This is a genomic window from Enterobacter sp. RHBSTW-01064 (assembly GCF_014103035.1).
Classification (GTDB): domain Bacteria; phylum Pseudomonadota; class Gammaproteobacteria; order Enterobacterales; family Enterobacteriaceae; genus Enterobacter; species Enterobacter mori.
In genome coordinates this window covers 1-16,119 of sequence record NZ_JABXOU010000011.1, presented here as the reverse complement: position 1 = coordinate 16,119, position 16,119 = coordinate 1, and the positions used below count along the sequence as shown (strand labels likewise).

At 47.3% G+C, this 16,119-nt stretch carries 15 protein-coding genes and 2 pseudogenes; 3 read left to right on the top strand and 14 right to left on the bottom strand.

Annotated features, from left to right (window positions below; translation table 11 throughout):
• Window positions 1-7: 7 nt before the first annotated feature.
• Window positions 8-493: a TIGR02594 family protein gene (locus tag HV355_RS22815; protein WP_182403623.1), complete on the top strand. Its 486-nt coding sequence runs from the start codon at window positions 8-10 to the stop codon at window positions 491-493.
• Here the strand turns inward: HV355_RS22815 and HV355_RS22810 are convergent.
• The 5 genes and pseudogenes from HV355_RS22810 to HV355_RS24480 all read right to left on the bottom strand — a co-directional run.
• The gene (locus tag HV355_RS22810; protein WP_182403621.1) at window positions 490-1,407 is read right to left on the bottom strand and encodes a hypothetical protein; all 918 of its coding nucleotides are present in this window, start codon (window positions 1,405-1,407) and stop codon (window positions 490-492) included. The genes HV355_RS22815 and HV355_RS22810 overlap by 4 nt on opposite strands.
• A gap of 398 nt (window positions 1,408-1,805) precedes the next feature.
• Window positions 1,806-2,801 (bottom strand): head processing protein, encoded by a 996-nt coding sequence (locus tag HV355_RS22805; protein WP_182403618.1) that lies wholly within the window; start codon window positions 2,799-2,801, stop codon window positions 1,806-1,808.
• A 12-nt stretch (window positions 2,802-2,813) separates the two neighbouring features.
• Window positions 2,814-4,493, bottom strand: a complete 1,680-nt coding sequence (locus HV355_RS22800) for a portal protein (protein ID WP_182403617.1) — start codon at window positions 4,491-4,493, stop codon at window positions 2,814-2,816.
• Between the two features lie 654 nt (window positions 4,494-5,147).
• The gene (locus HV355_RS22790) at window positions 5,148-5,441 is read right to left on the bottom strand and encodes a hypothetical protein (RefSeq protein ID WP_182403613.1); all 294 of its coding nucleotides are present in this window, start codon (window positions 5,439-5,441) and stop codon (window positions 5,148-5,150) included.
• A gap of 1,675 nt (window positions 5,442-7,116) precedes the next feature.
• Window positions 7,117-8,469: pseudogene (locus tag HV355_RS24480) on the bottom strand (hypothetical protein); the annotation flags it as partial.
• Window positions 8,470-8,607: 138 nt separating this feature from the next.
• On the opposite strand from HV355_RS24480, the gene HV355_RS22780 reads away from it, so the two are divergent.
• Entirely contained in the window at window positions 8,608-8,910 is a 303-nt protein-coding gene (locus HV355_RS22780) for a hypothetical protein (RefSeq protein WP_126336397.1), read from the top strand.
• Entirely contained in the window at window positions 8,907-9,524 is a 618-nt protein-coding gene (locus tag HV355_RS22775) for a Shedu immune nuclease family protein (protein ID WP_182403611.1), read from the top strand. The genes HV355_RS22780 and HV355_RS22775 overlap by 4 nt, the downstream gene beginning before the upstream one ends.
• Window positions 9,525-9,546: 22 nt before the next feature.
• On the opposite strand, the gene HV355_RS22770 is transcribed toward HV355_RS22775, so the two are convergent.
• The 9 genes and pseudogenes from HV355_RS22770 to HV355_RS22730 form a co-directional block, all read right to left on the bottom strand.
• Window positions 9,547-10,077 (bottom strand): single-stranded DNA-binding protein, encoded by a 531-nt coding sequence (locus HV355_RS22770; protein ID WP_126336401.1) that lies wholly within the window; start codon window positions 10,075-10,077, stop codon window positions 9,547-9,549.
• A 41-nt stretch (window positions 10,078-10,118) separates the two neighbouring features.
• Window positions 10,119-10,493 carry a hypothetical protein gene (locus HV355_RS22765; RefSeq protein WP_182403609.1) on the bottom strand — a complete coding sequence of 125 codons (375 nt, stop codon included), beginning with the start codon at window positions 10,491-10,493 and terminating at the stop codon, window positions 10,119-10,121.
• Window positions 10,493-12,451 carry a head protein gene (locus tag HV355_RS22760; protein ID WP_182403607.1) on the bottom strand — a complete coding sequence of 653 codons (1,959 nt, stop codon included), beginning with the start codon at window positions 12,449-12,451 and terminating at the stop codon, window positions 10,493-10,495. The genes HV355_RS22765 and HV355_RS22760 overlap by 1 nt, the downstream gene beginning before the upstream one ends.
• Window positions 12,448-13,065, bottom strand: coding sequence for a hypothetical protein (locus tag HV355_RS22755; RefSeq protein WP_182403605.1), 618 nt, complete (start codon window positions 13,063-13,065; stop codon window positions 12,448-12,450). Before HV355_RS22755 ends, HV355_RS22760 begins: the two co-directional genes overlap by 4 nt.
• Window positions 13,052-13,501: a lysis protein gene (locus HV355_RS22750; RefSeq protein WP_126336410.1), complete on the bottom strand. Its 450-nt coding sequence runs from the start codon at window positions 13,499-13,501 to the stop codon at window positions 13,052-13,054. Before HV355_RS22750 ends, HV355_RS22755 begins: the two co-directional genes overlap by 14 nt.
• Window positions 13,491-13,817 (bottom strand): holin, encoded by a 327-nt coding sequence (locus HV355_RS22745; protein ID WP_126336412.1) that lies wholly within the window; start codon window positions 13,815-13,817, stop codon window positions 13,491-13,493. Before HV355_RS22745 ends, HV355_RS22750 begins: the two co-directional genes overlap by 11 nt.
• Before the next feature lie 300 nt (window positions 13,818-14,117).
• Window positions 14,118-14,663: pseudogene (locus tag HV355_RS22740) on the bottom strand (recombinase family protein); the annotation flags it as partial.
• Between the two features lie 502 nt (window positions 14,664-15,165).
• Window positions 15,166-15,639 carry a tail fiber assembly protein gene (locus tag HV355_RS22735; protein WP_126336422.1) on the bottom strand — a complete coding sequence of 158 codons (474 nt, stop codon included), beginning with the start codon at window positions 15,637-15,639 and terminating at the stop codon, window positions 15,166-15,168.
• A gap of 77 nt (window positions 15,640-15,716) precedes the next feature.
• A complete protein-coding gene (locus HV355_RS22730) occupies window positions 15,717-16,019 on the bottom strand; it encodes a hypothetical protein (RefSeq protein ID WP_182403603.1) in 303 nt (100 codons plus the stop codon).
• Window positions 16,020-16,119: the final 100 nt, after the last annotated feature.

Here is a 16,119-nt window from a genome sequence, read left to right as displayed (position 1 = left end):
TTTTTTCATGTCAAACATCGAACCTCGTTGGCTGATTGAAGGTCGCAAGCACATTGGCCTTGCCGAAATCCACGGGCCGAAACATAACCCTGAAATTTTGCAATTCTGGCGCGACATTAAGCGCGGCGGGATTAAGGATGACGAAACGCCATGGTGTGCCGCTTTCACCGGTGCAATGTTGGAGCGAGTTGGTATTACCTCAACTCGTTTTGAGTCTGCAAAGTCTTACCTCGACTGGGGCGAAAAGCTTGACGCGCCTATCTATGGGTGTGTTGTTGTGTTCACCCGCAGCGGCGGCGGTCATGTCGGCTTTGTAGTAGGCAAACGTCCGAATGGAGATCTCCTGGTTCTCGGTGGAAATCAGTCAGATGCAGTCAACATCCGTGCATTTTCGACTGAACGCGTTACCGGTTATCGCTGGCCAACTGGCGAACCACGCACCACTCAAGCGCTACCAACAGGTGATGCAGCATTATCCATTAACGAAGCCTAGCCCTTATTCCCCCTGAACCCAGGGGGAATACTCCAGTTTCTTTCTTCAAACTCCGACCGCATACCACGCTTCTTGGCGTATTCCATAGCCTCATGGATAGTGCACGACGAAGGCATGCCGTCAAATTCACCTATCGACATTGGATCGTGTGACATCCGCGACCTGCGAGCAGGAGCACCCTTTAGCCAGGCGAATTTCTTTGCCAACTTCTCAGCTTGCGTATGTATTAGTTTCTGCGCAGCATGGCGTTTATCAAGACGGTGTTTGTCAGATCGGGCTTTTGCTGCAGCCATCTCGGCGAACACCTCGTCTTCCGGAACAGCGGAATTCCCTTCTGGTAGAACCTTATTAATTTTATCCACAGCTGGAGAGGCCGAAGGCTTCTCCAAGCATGGTCTTTTTATTCTTTTATCAGATGGTTTAGTCTTCTTTTCTTTTGTCCGATCAGCATGATCAGACCGTGACTGATCATGCTGATCGGACCGGAAATCCTTACAAGGAAGCCCGGAAAAGACCATTTTAGCAATCGTCCTTAACCGTGGTGACTCGTTAAAAATGGAGACAGATTTCTCTTTGCATGCAATAGCGATTTGCTTCGCCATTTCAAGGAATGAATTCGAGAACTGGTATCGATTGCTGCCGTTCATGCGCGCTGAATCATACGTGCGCGTCTTTACCAAAATTCCGCACTTAACAGCAGCAGAAATCGCCCTCCTCACCGTGCCTTCGCTGGTATTTGTCATTCGAGCGATGTAAGGGTAGGAATTTTTGAACATATAGAGATCAGTTGACGCGGCAAGATTGCCCATCGCACTGATGATGTTGCAATGAGTCTGACTTAAAAGTGGGCAGCAGCGAATGATTTTTTCAAAACCAAAACCTGAGAAAAAATCTGAATAATTATTCTTAACCATTGTTTTTCCCCACAATCAGCACGTAACTGGTGAAGAAAAACGCAGAATTTGATGAGCGGATATTGCGCGATGATCGGGGGATGGTATAATTGCACATGTTTTATTTTGATACTTCCGTGGTGGTTTGTTCGAAATGAAACAGTTCAGTTCCTTCTTACCTTTCGCCGGGTATGGAACTGTTCAGTATTATGTTGTTTGACATTAGTTGAATGACTCCCGGTTTAGGCTGCAACCCTTATCCGGTACCGAAAAGTCGCCCTGCAAGGCGACTTTTTTGTTTTTGTCCACCGCTAATGCCTCACCTGATCCAGGTGATCAACGTGGCCGATCCTACCCTATTTCTTTTCGATTAATCAACAGTGCATCTTTATACAGTACATTAGAAAATGACCATTTGATTACTTACTAATGAACATAAGCGGTGTGCCTTTAGGTTTTTCTGCAGTTACCAGCTTATCCCTTTGGGCAGAAGGTATAGGAAGGCCATAGGTTGCGCTTGCACCCAGCGATTCCAGCATTGCTGCTACGATCGTTGCATCCTCTTCAGTTTCCATCCGACAAAGAGCCTGGCGCTGTTCAGCACTAATAAACAACGGCATGGATTGTATGGCGTCTCGTAAAATACGACGGCATTTGCGTGCGTTCTCACCCTGGCTTTCTAACATTAAGTTGTTGTCGGCCAGCTGGTTCTTCAGGCGCTCAACCTCCATATCGCGCAACATCAAGGATGTCTCAAGGGCAGAGTTATATTCAACCGCTTCAAACATGGCCTGATTCGAACGCATTGAATCGAAATGATGGATCAAGTCTGTTGCGGCGTTTTCACTAAAGCCCTGCTCCACCAGCTCAGCGTGCATAAGCAACCGGCTCTCTTCCGATGATTCAAGCATCAGAGATTTTTTATCCAAGCTGATGTAGTTCGGAACTGTTACATAATCGAATCCATGGAAAGAATTAACGAGAGAAACCGCACCATCCGGTCCGTGCGTTGCCCACGACCAACCACCGGCATTGGAGTTGATCATCCCCTGCACAATTCGTCCAGGGTCTGTGTCTAAAATCTCCTGGGTGTGAGTAATGATGCCGTTATCATCAATGCTCACCTCTACTGTTCGGTTGGAAGGAACGTTATCTAGCACCACGGGCTTTCCGTCCACCATCACTACTGTAACCTCCGGTAAATTGAGGCTTTTCGACTTTTTGTAGTGCATCGCGCGGCGACCATGCCCGTAATACCCAAACATTTCCCCAAGCGCCATACGTTCCTGAGTTTCCGCCGCATTGAATGTCTTTCTGACAGATTCAATGACGTAATTGCGCTCATTTTGTGGGGTGTGTTTACGGATTTTCTCAACGAGGGAGAATCGATCCGTAACCGTTTTAAGTGACTGCATGTTTCCCTCCGGTTAGTTGCTGCTCATCACAAATTTTGCAAAATTAATTAACTGCTCTGTCGTCCATTTTGTTGGATCATCCCCAACTGCCTCAGGGGCGGATTCATACATCCCGTGCTCATCTTCTGCTGGTTCGTTCGAGGCGAACTCTTTGATCATGATATTAAGCCTGTCAGCATCAATACGAAGCTGATCAGTGAACAGGTACCGCATGAACTCTTCGCTGCCAGCCAGTTTGGGATTGTTTTGAACCTGATCCATGATCTGTGCGATTATCGAAACGAAGTTAGCGCGGGCATCAAGCTCACGATTTTCTTCTTCTTGGATCGCGGTATTCATTGAGTTGAATTGTATTTCGAAAGGACGGTCTGCAGGCGTGTAGGTTTTGCCGTACTTGTAAGCTAGATGTATATCAATGAGACGGTATATTGCTCGCGCTGAACCTTGTCGAATCCAGTTCGCACGCAGTGCTGCCTGAATAGCTGTTTGCTGCCAACCTCCCTCTCCAAGCCCGCCACTCATCATGTCAGCCCATCCCAGCATTGTCGCGTCAATCCCCAAACTGGCTGCCAATTGGCGCAGGTGAAACATGACGTCCTCAATGCCGGTGATATCTGCAGGGATTGACTGCGTGTCGACCACCATGCCGTTTTTACCATCTGCCATTAATGGGACAATGTGGTTTAAAACTGTTGGCATAGCATTGGCATTGATTGAACGACTCGCGACCATTTCGGCATTTCGTTTAAGCGACTGGGTTACATTTCGTGTGTAGTTAGCAGCGTTAACTGGGTCGAGAGTGTTCGTGGTAAGACCAATCAGACGATCAATTTTAGCTGCGTTATTACGAGTCGCCTTTAGCGCGGTCAAAGCAGCGCAGAGATTCAGGAAAGGCTCGTAGCTATATTCAAGAAACGACGTCCCATAATTCTGCGTTTCTGTTAAAGGGGCATTTTTTTCAGCATCCAGCAGCGAGTATCCCTTTGTGCCGTAAGCAACCGGCATAAGCTTATGCTGGGGCATCCAATAGGGGTTTTTGATTGAAACTAGGCTCCATGGCTCAGCGACAACACGGCTCATCTTCTCAGTATCGAGTAGATAGTCACCGCCGTAGCCCACCAGCTGGCTACCACGGGTAAACTCCTGCACAAAATGAGGCAAGGTGTAATAACTGGAATCAATACCTGTAATACCAAGGCCCGGCTCACCGTATGGCCGAACATAAGAAACGCCAAAGATGGCCATAATCATTGCCCATGACGGCAAGCCATCGTTAATCATCGTCCCAAGGTCTGCCGTGAGCTCCTCGCAACGCTTAACTGCTTCTGGGTCGCCACCGTTTTTGGGGGCAATCTGAAATGACATACCTGTTTTCTTTGACGGTGCGAGGGCCTGCGCGATGTGAATATTAAGCGCGGTTGAAACGGTAGGACTCTTCGCCATTTCTTCAAGAACGTTGTAGCGCTGTAGCCGCTCTGCAGGCAGTTCAGCAGTGAGTTTTACCGAATCGGATGCGCTTACCATTCCGTCTGCATTTTGCTTAACACCAGGCCGCAATGAAGCCAAGCCAGACCGTGCTACTACGCTATGGCCACTCATGAATACAACTGGGTCAGCAGCGGTCACATCACCGCCGGTGAAAACTTTTCTCAGTGCACTACGAAAGCCCTGTTTTTTTTCTTTCTCTGCCATGTTTCGCCGCTAGGTGCTGGTTTTTCGGTATCACGGCATCGTAGTTAGTCTGTGATTTATACAGGTGCAGAAAGTCATTGCTAATTACGCACAACGTGCATATAGTAAATGTATATTTGAACAATATGTAATTTAGAAATGAACGAAATTATAAAAACTCTTCAGAGCTCTCTTCCCAAAGGGAGCATTACCCGTGAGCAAGCGCGCCAGGCGATGGACGCACATCCGAACCTGAAAATGGAACGCGAGAGCGCTTCATTCTTCGCCCTCGTACTGAGAGACAAGACAGGGTTCCCTGTCTGGCAGTGCTTGAATTACCTGCCCACCAGCAATGGGTAAAGAACTAAAGTCATAGTGTTATAATGGGCCCTAACTGGCCTGTTTTAGAATTGAGGAAGAAATTGAGCGATTTACCTCCAAACACACCTGAGACAATACGTGCTATCCGAAGCCGTATGAATCTTACCCAAACAGAATTGGCCGACATTATGGGTTACAAGCTTCGCGCTTGGCAGCTGAAAGAGAACACTGACCCTGAACGAACCAGGTTCCTTGTGGCCGGAGAGTTCCAGTACCTCCTGCTGCTGGCAGGCGAACACCCAGATTACGAACTTATACCTCGAAACAAAAAGCCCGCATAAAGCGGGCTTTTGCTCAATTCACGTTAAAGTCACCAGGTTCGTCTTCCTCGCTCTGATCGCCAACTTCAGCACCCGCTACCTCTGGCCACTCAACCAACCAACCGACATACTCCAGGCTCCGAAGAACAAACTCAGGCCTTGAGTTGACAGTATTAACGAGGCCAGTCGCAGAGTTCGGACGAACAATGCGAAGCTCTTCTGCCATCTGCTCTATAGTAATTTGACCTTCGGCAATGATGAATGAACCATCTTCATGGCACTCAATCACGCCGTCCTGTTTCTCCGGCGATGCGATCTTAATCCGCATGATGTATCTCCTTCATGCATCCCAGGAAGAACTCTACCAAACCATCACCGTTCAAAACTGATTTTGCGGCTGCTTCCGGGTCGGCATACAGTTGCATGCCCATAGAAAAAATCTCTGTGCTGCGGCAATTGTTTAAAGCCGGTGGTTTAGATAGCGGCTTACCGCTCTTAGCACTGAAGTTTAGTTCCATATAAATTTTAGACATGTACCGGTCACTTAAGGCAGACCTTACCATATATTCAGCATCTCCCCTGGTGCCGGTGTTGTAATATGTCAGTCGATCACCGGCTTTGGATTTGAGGAAGGCCTTCGCACGTTCAAGCAGGTGTGGATTAGAATATTCAATGTGATGCCCTATCTCATGCCAAAGCACATGCTCACCGTCAGTATTGCCCTCTATAGCGATTACCCCATTACGGTTAGCGTACGCCCTAACGCCATCGCTATGATAAATGTGGTCTAACGAAGCAAGATTGCCACCCACCAGCTCGTAGGCTTTTGCGGCTACCCCTTTTATACTAAAACCCTTGCGGCCGTAGTCAGGCTGGTCTTGTGCGGTCAGCTTGTCTACTTGATCAGACAGCCTAATGCCTTCACTCCACTCACTCGCCTGTTCTGCAGTGACGCCACCGGTTTCAAGAAGAGTATCGAAGGCAGCTTTTACCTTCTTGTGAATCATGGTCGTTATAGCCGGAGGATACGCAGCGCGATCACTAAATAACCTCGACAGGTCATCCATTTCAAGCTCTAAACGGTCTCGCTCAGGATGAGCCCGCAGAATCATTTTTAAATGACGCACATCAAGCGCTAACCCGGAATTTTTGTCAAAAACAGCTTTCAAATACGGCTTCAGCTTTTCCGGGTTATCCTGCACTTTATTTATTTGTTCAATATAAAAATCTACCGTGCTCTGGAATCCAATATTTCCAGGGTCCACATCAGTGCCAATCTGCTTTAGACTGTTCAGGGCGGATATATAGCCGTCTGCGATAACATTGATATCGATATCTCTACTCAGCCCCACTCTTTCCAGTACAGCCTTACCGGATTCCATTACTCCGCTAATGTCAGAAAGCATTTTCTTGGCTAACTTCTCTGCATTTTGGATCGCTGCTACCAGTTGTTGCACTGTTTTGGCACTACTCATTTTTTTCGTGAAGCTGGCCAACAATGATTTTTTAAGGTTTGGGGGTAATTTTTGGTTCGTCGCGAACCATTTAATGCAAGCTTCTTGTACTTCTGGCCAGCTAATTTCACTAGGGACAAGGTTCTCAAGTTGATGCAAATTCCTTATTACCCTTTCAGTATTGCCTCCATTTTGTGCTGCATCATTAAGATGCTCTATCGCGTAGTGGATGTTTCGCGGGTCAACCAAAGAAGGGGCCGCATGACCATCTTCGATCGCTGTTTTCAGCGCGCTGCTGTAAAACATGCTGTTATCAACTGAATTGATCATTGCCCGCACTACACCATCGCTATAGCCGTTGTTACTTATCCATTCTCGGACGGTGTTGTAATTGAAGAAACGAAGCTTGAAACCAAGGTCTTTGACGTTTTGCTCGCCACTGTGCACATTACTTTTAATCTGCTCGCTGAGCCGCACAATCCTGACCAGCTCACTAACATCGGAAGCACGGGAAATAAGATCCGAAATATAAGGGTCCACTTCCCCGGGGGCGCTTTCAAACATAGCGAAGTTCAGTCCCTTTCCCTCCCCGAACTCTGACTCAATTTCCTCGGAAACCGCCGCCAGCACGCTTCGCAGATCAACCTCACCGCCGCCAAACATATCACCCAAAGCCTGCAGCTGGTGCGTCAACTCGTCATTAATTTTCTGCGCGAGTGTTTTGAACGCAGCTCCCATGCGTTTTGCACTTCGGTTATTGGTGACAATGAAAAGCGCCAGCGCCTCAGCTTCGAGAGTGCTTTCACCAAACAATCCTCGCTGGGCAATAACCTCTTCGAGCGCTTGGCCATTATCCTTGGCCTCTCTGACCAGATTTATTGCTTCCTGTAGCGCGGCGATAGCTTGCTTGTCCAGGCCATCAATGGTTTCGATGCCGTCCACCAGCCCGGTCACAGCGCCATGGTGGATGTCACCAGATAATGACTGCATTTGTGCAAAATCGCTGGCCGCCGTGTTTAGCGCGGTCAGAATATTACGCATCTCCGGATCGGGTTCTTCAGCAATAAGTCGAACAAGGCGCTCATCTTTGTAGGCTTTGGCAAAAATCGCGTTTTGCACACGGTCAATAAGTTGCTTCGTCGGGCGCCCATCGGTAGTTAGAAGGCCTGCCGTCGCCGTGTCACCTATTTCACGTAAAAATGCCCGGATAAAACCATCATTTGAGCGCGCCAGAAGGTTTCCATCTTCTGAAGGATTAAACAGCGCCATCACGCTTTCTGAAAGGAATTGAGCATCTGCATAAGCTTTCTCGCTTGCGGCCATTTCCTGGAGATCTGAGATATTGGAGTCCCGCGCGAACTGGGCGCGGTCAACTTCGGTCACACGCTCACGCACCAGTACCGGCATTTTCATTGCAGATATGTCGGACGCTTTTAAGCCAAATTCCGCGGCGTGATCGATCAGGTACTGGCGATAGTCATTTGCCTGGTCTTGCTGATATGCACGCCAAATCCCCATAGACCGGCCATTACCCGATTCAACCACGTTATCAGGACCGACAATAGGCGCGCCATGGCTACTCATCCCGGAGTCGGTAAGTTGCGCAGGACGCAAGCTGGAGGCGATCTTGCTCACTTGGAGCTTGCTTGATAGGCGGGTTCGGTCCCGTGGCTGAAGATCTGCAGGAAAATAAGGGTTAATAGTGCCATCTAGATTGTTCGAGATGGTCAATGCTGTCGCCTCAACGACTTTGAAAGCGGTCTTAACCTCAGCCCCTTTGCTCGTTACGACGTAACTAGCCCGGCCGGTGCGGGTTTCTTGGATGGATAAAGACGCCAACACAGCAATAACGTCTTCGATGTCTGTCGCCGCTGACAACGCGGTTTGTACGGAAATGGTCATAAAATCCCCCTTGTCAGAGGGATTGTGGGGAGTTTGGTATTTCTGCGTGACGATGCATTTTGACTGTGAGAAAATTACGTGCATCATAAATTTTATGTTGATTAACATCTGTATAATGTGTCAAGAGGCTAAAGAGATATGAAGGTTGTTTTTTTAAGGCGTGCAATGCTCGCCATTAATTCCCTAAAAAATGAAGATAAAAAAATGGTCACAAAATTAGTTAATGATATGTCAACTGATTTTGAAAGTATCAAACCAAATCAAATAAAGAAAATAGAAAGAAACCCTCGCGTAAGAATCATAAGCGAAGGCCATACCAATAAAATTTATGCGTACCAAGGAGATTATCCAATAAGGGCACTTTTCTCTATAACAAAAGGTGTTGCAGAAAATATTTTGATAGTTGATATCGCTTTACCCGATCAATTGGTGGCTGAATGAAAAACTTACAAAAGCACACATATTCAAAATCTGCCGCTATTTCTCAACTCGCTGATTATTCGAATTTACTAGCTCAAAAGCCCACTCTATCAGAGAGAAGGGATATACTGCCATTTTTCAAAAGAAGCCCTGACCTTAATCTTCTGATAAGTTATCATTTACCTAAAATGAGACAGGCTGATTGTTATGCTTCTGAGTTCGACATCTATAGTGATTTCAAAGCAGATATGATTGTAGGTGATAGTAAGAACCATCAATATTTATTAATTGAGTTTGAGGATGGTCGGCCTGACAGCATCTTCAAATCAAAAGGTAATAAAGCTACTCCAGACTGGTCTCCAAGGTTTGAAGGTGCTCATTCGCAATTAATGGACTGGTTATGGAAGATAGAGGATATGCGTGGCACAGGTGACTTCCTTAATACCTTCGGAAGTAGAAGAGCAAAGTTTTCTGGCATTATAATTACTGGTAAAAACATGAATTTATCCAATCAGGAATTAGACCGCTTAGAATGGCGAACCTCTAAAACAATAGTTGAAAGTACGCATGTAATGTGTGTTTCATTCGATGAGTTATTAGAAAACTTCCAACATTATATTTCAATTTATAAATAAGCCCCTATAGAGGGGCTGTGATTTACAAAGCATATATACGGTGCTTACCGTACTGAAGTCCGATTGTTGCAAATGGAATATCATCATCAAAATCTATCGGTGGATCATTGCTTGGAGCCGGGGACGCCTGGCCGCCGCTGCGAGGTTGGTTCGATTGCCCCCACCCGCCCTGCTGGCCACCGCCGTTCTGCGCTCCACCAGCTTGCCGTCCACCAAGCATCTGCATGGTACCGCCAACATTTACCACGACTTCGGTTGTGTACTTTTCCGCGCCAGATTGATCTGTCCATTTGCGGGTACGCAGCTGCCCTTCAATAAAGACTTGTGAGCCTTTACGCAGGTATTCACCGGCTACCTCTGCCAGCTTTCCAAACAGTACAACACGATGCCACTCCGTCTGTTCCTTCATCTCCCCGGTCTGCTTATCACGCCAGCTCTCAGAGGTGGCCAAAGTGAAGTTGGCAACCGCACCACCATTCGGCATATAACGCATCTCAGGATCGGAGCCCAAATTTCCGACCAAAATTACCTTGTTAACTCCACGACTAGCCATGCTAATTCACTCGTTTTAAGAGGGCATTAAGCCCTCTATGTTCAGTCTGTATACCCGTTTTGGGCCACCCATAAGGCCGTTTGCTCTTTGGCCTGATCCAGCGTTAAGTGCTGGCCGATGTATTCTGCAATTGCGCGCAGCGTATCGATGAACTCCATCTGCGACACTTTTGTGAACACTCCCGCCAAGAAGTCTTTAACGACCTGAGGAGCATCTTCAGGTTCCGGAGGCAGTTCCGGGGCGGGCACTTCTTCGGGCCTGGGTTCTGCTGCTGCACCCAGGCCAAGCTTGATCATCACTTCAACAATATGCTTGCCGATCGTCATGCGCTGCATAACTGACGCGGATTTTTGCTCCTGCATTAATCCGGACAGCTCTTTACCCAGTGCCAGGCGTTCCATGATAGACAATGCCATTAAGCAACTCCCTGCTGAACTTCAGCCAATATCTTAATCAGGTGATCCACAGCTGCTTCGACTAACGTCTCGTTTTCATCGAAACGACTTGCTGCTATGAGCGCGTTAGCAGCCTCCTGGACGTGATCCAACTCTGCGCTGATTTCCGCCAGGTTACGGGAATTAAACTGTGATGGTACGGACTTGATATAGTCCAGTGCCTTGTTGGCTTCCTGATCGGCTTCGCTCACTTTTTCCGTACCTGTTGTGGTTGTTTCCGCTGGCCCATTTTCCACCGGGGGTTGCTCCGGTGGCACATCTTCACTGGTGCCATTGTTCACATCAGCTTCAGCAACTTTTTTCAGCTCGGCCAGTACGTTCAGTAGGAAGAAATTCTGCTCATTCCCAAGCGGATATGCAACGGTCGGGAAGGCTTTGCGGAAAAACAGCTTAACTTGGGCTTTGAAGGTTGCAGGGTCTTCTTCCGACTGTTCCAGATATTGCGCCGCGTACTCTTTCATGCGGCCATTGGCGATCTGCTCCGCGAGAGACTGCAGTTCATCACCGCCGGGAAGATACAGGAGATCAAACCCTTTGACCTCTTCATCGGTCAGCTTGCGGTTATACGTAACAGCACCATGACGCATGTAATCGTAATATGGATCGTCAACGTTTTCCGGGCGAGGCAGGATGGCAGTATTACCATCGGGTATAGTGCCAAGCGAAGCGGGGCGCAGCTGCAACGCGTATTTGAATTGTCCAATGCCGTCAGGTTCCGGTTGTGGTTGCGGTTCCGGTTGCGGTTGCGGTTCCTGCTCAGGCTCAGGCTCAGGCTCAGAAAGAGGTTCGACCGGCTGCGCCACCACTTTATATTTTTCAGCGTTATGTTCGCGATACGCTTTTAAAAGCTTGGTAGCGGCATCTGCCATACTTTTCCCCTGCATATCTTTAGCTTGAAGACTGTAGCTTTCATCACCGCTATCGATGGTGACAAAACTTTCTGGCCCACCAGCCGCATCAACAGTTTTGTATTTCACAACGGCTCCATTACTGAGCGTGTACACACCATCCATACTTAAGCCGTTTTTGATAGAACGGAGCTGATTGGTGAAGGCACGATCAGGAGTCGGATTTTCTTTTGCAGCAAGCAGCTTATTACGCTTATCTTCGAGCTCTGCATTAAGATTCTTTTGGCTTAGCAGACGCTCTTGTAAAGACGCCAGGGCGTCACGTTTTTCTGCCAGGCCATTTTGAGCGTTCTCCACCTGTTCTATTAGGGTAGAACGCTCATCTCCCAGCTTATCGGCCTCACTTAGATAGCCTTCAATATCGGCCTTTATTTGAGCCTGCCGTTCTTTAGCCTTCTGAAATTTTGCGCTGTTACGCTCAATGAGGTTCGAAAGTACCTGGCATACCTGATTAAGGGTTACATCGCGGCCGCCAATGGGCGCAACAACATGAGTGACGTCCCTTTTATTCAGCAGAAACTGGAAGGCTACAAGCGTATCGTCGTTTTTAACCCGTCCGTTATCAGCTGTAGGGGAATGGAAAATAATGCTGGTGGTTTGCCCGTCGGTGAGGGGGATCTGCGCAGTCATAACAGGAATATTAGCAACACGTCTTACTTTGCCAATAATAGCACCACCTATCGTTGGCAAACCATTGTCATCCTCTCCCGCTTCATCGGTACCAGCTTTGATGTCCGTCCCATTGAGTCCACGATTAAGTACACGAATAAACGCGCGCATGGTAGCAGCGAGTTTTAAGCGCTTCGTTGTGATCGCTTCAAACATCGCGCCATCGCTCTCTGCCAGGATTTCATTACCCAAATAGGCAAGTTCAATATCCTCAAGCGTAGCGGCCTCTAATAACAGATCATCTTCGCTTAACGGTTCAGCGCTCCAACGCGCCGGTAAATTCGTGGATAATGACTCAGCGAACGTGGTCTGAGTGTTTATATGGATTGGCTTCTTGATCACGCGACTTCCTCCAGTTGGGCAATTTCTTCTTTCAGTTGCCGAGTACGGGCCGTTTCCTGGTTCAGAGCAGCTTTAACCTTTTCAGCTTCGGTCATCGCATTATCGGTATTGGTCTGTACCACCCCCAAGCGAGTCTTAACCTGCTGGATATCGTCGCTTACAGCATCTCGCGTTGACTTGGCGTCTGCCAGTTGCTGCGCGTTGGATTTAATGCCTGGTGACTTCTTATCGCTACCATTGAGGTTTTTCTTGGCTGCGCGAGCCATTTTTCGAGCAAGTGCTTTTTGAAAAGCGGTAGCGCCACGTTTGAATAGCGCTGAAAGGGATTGTGCCAGGGCAGAAATCGATTTTACTGGCTGATAGGGCGATGTTTTGCCGTTTACTTTGATGCCGGAAATATCGCCTGTGTCGTTAACCTGGACATCCATCACCTGTTCATCTAGGCCGATCAATGTAAATGTTCGCGTAGCGATACCATCTTTCTTTCGCGATTTTCCCGCTGGTATAACCTTAGCGACTTCATAGCCAGCCTTCGCCATCGCTTTAGTCAGCTTGGTCAGGCCTTTCTCGTTGAGCTCTTCAAATTTGAGCTGGACGTATTCACCCTTCGACATTCAGGCGGCCCTCTGGATCGATGTTAATTGTGTACTGTTTTTCCATCACATGTGACAGTGGAAATATGCGATATAACGGATTTAAACGGCAGTTACCGTTGAAAATACGTACCTTCAGATCCCACCGACCGCTTTCAAGGTAACGAGTGTTTATCAATAAAAACTCCTCCCTACTCCCCCGGCGCGAGACATCGAGAGGGCGCGTTTTTCCAGTGATAACAACCATTGGATTGTTTAAATCTTGAAGGCTGTATTCAATATGGGCATCGCTTATCCAACTGCGCCTAATATCCAATAGGATCGGGAAGGCTAGTGCATACGGTTTAACAGCTGCGGCCCCAATGCTGATAATCAAGGCGCTTTTACGACGTATAGCGAATCGGTCAAAAAGAGCCAAACCACACATAAAGATTAAAAAATAATGCTCACTTCCCATGAGTTTCCCCACCTTTGTTACTGCCCATCATTGCCGTAAGAACAGTGATGAACTTCGTTTTTATTGCGGTTGATACCTCCCGGCCATTGTTGCTGGCAACCAGCACTGCAATGAACATAAGGCTATCTTCCCACCCCTGATTTCTGGCGACGTAAAAACCTGTTACGCCAGCGATAAGCGCCATCACCCACTCCGTTATCAGATTGAAAAACGAAGCCGGTATGCGCTTTTCACGCACTCCATGAAGGAACACGCCAGTGCCGCTTAACAGGGACAGGAGTAAAGCCAGAAACAGAGTTTCGTAGTTGGCGAACACGTACCCTCCTGAAATGACGTTAGAACGCAGAAGGGAACTTATTTAGTCTGTAATTTGTATGGGTAGGAAATGATTCATGGGTAGAAGAATAAGGGCTATCAATCGCTTGAAGACAGGGACTTATGAGCATCAAAAAATGGGCCCTAGCGCGGAGCTAAAGGCCCTGGCAATGGGCTTCATAGTTAAGGAAAGTTAACTGAACGGCCTAGGCTCTAACTCAAGGGCCTTCTCCCAATCAGTTTTTTCTTCAAAATAGGCCTGATCAGCTTCATTATCATCATCCATAACCTGTTCCATCATAGATGCAGGAAATTTCCTATAGAGGGTCGATACACCAACGTCATAGATGATTGCCACTTGGTTCCTGGTTAATCCATTACGGATTAAGCGCCCCATTTGCTGCCATTCATCGTAAGAGTATTTTGGAGGCCTCCCGCCAATACGCCCTTTTTTTCTTGCTGCAGCCAAGCCTGCTCGGGTTCGCTCAATGATGATTTCCCTTTCCATTTCAGCAAGTGCTGACATGATATGGAAAGTAAACCGCCCCATACTCGTATTGGTGTTAATCCCCTCCGTTATGGAGAGAAATTTCACATCCATTTTTTTAAATGTTTGCAATAGATCGGCCAGATTGATCAAGGAGCGCCCCAAGCGATCAAGTTTCCAAACTACAACCGTGTCACCGGGTTTAAGGGTTTTGAGTAATTTGTTCAGGCCCGGGCGTTTTGCTTTAACTCCGGTCATTTTATCTTCAAAAATTAGTTCACATTTTGCTCGTTCAATTGCATCACGCTGCAATTCAGGATTTTGGTCATTTGTTGACACCCTAACATAGCCAATTCGCATAACTTTTAACCAATTAAATACCCTTTAAAAAGTGACTGATTGTAAACAAGAATCGGCTAGCATTTCATTCAAAACGTTGGTTTAGGGGAAGGCGCAAAACTGCCAGCTACAACCGGATATGCTTCTTCATCGGGCTGGGTCAAGCTACCTTTATCAGATGGAACAGCAATCATTTTTCAATGGGGCACTGTATCTGTAGGTGCACCCCTGAATAGCGGATCACAGGTTAAGGGGTATGATGGAGTAACGTCTTTCACTTATCCGATTGCTTTCCCCAACGCAGCACTGACAGTAAATGCGACTCCTTCTGACTCAGGGGAAACTCTTGTTGAAACCGCAACCGCAAATATTAATGGCAAAGTAACAGCCACGATTCGTGTCGGGGGGATAGCAATAAAATCAGATCCTGCAACCACTGCTGAAATGAGGGCATTTGTCTTTGCGATAGGATATTAAAGGTTATTTAAAAGCACCATGTCATATGGTGCTTTATATTATGATTTTACTCTTCAGGCCAGCTGTAAACTCTGTACCCATTATTAACCGCCTCAACCAATAACCATTGAGGAATGTCTGGTAATGCTATACCAGGCCAGCCATCAATTGTAGGCCATTTCTTGAAGGTGAGCCTGACGCTCATTAGCTCCTCCCTTTCATCCTCGGTGAGCTCGGTATCGTTTATGGTGTAGTCTGAAACGAGCATGCTATCTGTTGCGGATATGAAGCTATCACGCAACTTTCTTGCTTTACTTTTTATCTCGTCCTGAGTCAGCACCACTGCAGGTATGGCCTCCCACATGGGGAACCCCTCCTGATTAGGCACTCGTCGCATACCTAATTGTGTTGCGGTAAATTCCATGAAAACATCCTCCCCTACTGATTGGATGTCATCAGGTAGAGTTCCGGCCTGTTTGTAACTGTCCAACAAAGCCGCTGGATAAAAAGCATTTGTCGAAGCGCTGTAAAAGTATTCCATATTTGCCCTCTCACATGAAGATTCAATGCTATGAACTATGTGAAATAGGTGCATAAAATTCGTTGTTTGCCTATTCGCTATCTACCTAACGCAAACAGGCGCGTCCCACCATTATTTACTGTTGAAACATTCCTTATCATGATTGTTTTTTTTGGGTCGGTTACAGATGCTGCGTCTATCGCAATTGAAATGGGTGTTGTTCCATTAGCAGCGATCGCCGGTGCTGCAATTACAAACATCATTAGGTTAGGAAAAGGGATCGGATAGGTGACTTCAAGCGAACCGCCAGCAGGAATGCCACTAATGGCGGCACTTTGCAATATTACGCCATTAGGTAGCTTGCAGTAACCGCTTGCGCCACTAAATGCGCTAGCGAACATACTCATCTCCGGGAGTTGATTTGACCCCGTGCCGATATCACGTCGCGCAGCTTCTCCCAAACCAACGTTAAGCGCGTGTGTTTTTTAAGCACTGCATACG

Bases quoted from the DNA above. Each gene is read 5' to 3' on its own strand.
- HV355_RS22815 (WP_182403623.1), top strand. From the start codon at position 8: ATGTCAAACATCGAACCTCGTTGGCTGATTGAAGGTCGCAAGCACATT.
- HV355_RS22810 (WP_182403621.1), bottom strand. From the start codon at position 1,407: ATGGTTAAGAATAATTATTCAGATTTTTTCTCAGGTTTTGGTTTTGAA.
- HV355_RS22805 (WP_182403618.1), bottom strand. From the start codon at position 2,801: ATGCAGTCACTTAAAACGGTTACGGATCGATTCTCCCTCGTTGAGAAA.
- HV355_RS22800 (WP_182403617.1), bottom strand. From the start codon at position 4,493: ATGGCAGAGAAAGAAAAAAAACAGGGCTTTCGTAGTGCACTGAGAAAA.
- HV355_RS22790 (WP_182403613.1), bottom strand. From the start codon at position 5,441: ATGCGGATTAAGATCGCATCGCCGGAGAAACAGGACGGCGTGATTGAG.
- HV355_RS22780 (WP_126336397.1), top strand. From the start codon at position 8,608: ATGAAGGTTGTTTTTTTAAGGCGTGCAATGCTCGCCATTAATTCCCTA.
- HV355_RS22775 (WP_182403611.1), top strand. From the start codon at position 8,907: ATGAAAAACTTACAAAAGCACACATATTCAAAATCTGCCGCTATTTCT.
- HV355_RS22770 (WP_126336401.1), bottom strand. From the start codon at position 10,077: ATGGCTAGTCGTGGAGTTAACAAGGTAATTTTGGTCGGAAATTTGGGC.
- HV355_RS22765 (WP_182403609.1), bottom strand. From the start codon at position 10,493: ATGGCATTGTCTATCATGGAACGCCTGGCACTGGGTAAAGAGCTGTCC.
- HV355_RS22755 (WP_182403605.1), bottom strand. From the start codon at position 13,065: ATGTCGAAGGGTGAATACGTCCAGCTCAAATTTGAAGAGCTCAACGAG.
- HV355_RS22750 (WP_126336410.1), bottom strand. From the start codon at position 13,501: ATGGGAAGTGAGCATTATTTTTTAATCTTTATGTGTGGTTTGGCTCTT.
- HV355_RS22735 (WP_126336422.1), bottom strand. From the start codon at position 15,639: ATGGAATACTTTTACAGCGCTTCGACAAATGCTTTTTATCCAGCGGCT.
- HV355_RS22730 (WP_182403603.1), bottom strand. From the start codon at position 16,019: ATGTTCGCTAGCGCATTTAGTGGCGCAAGCGGTTACTGCAAGCTACCT.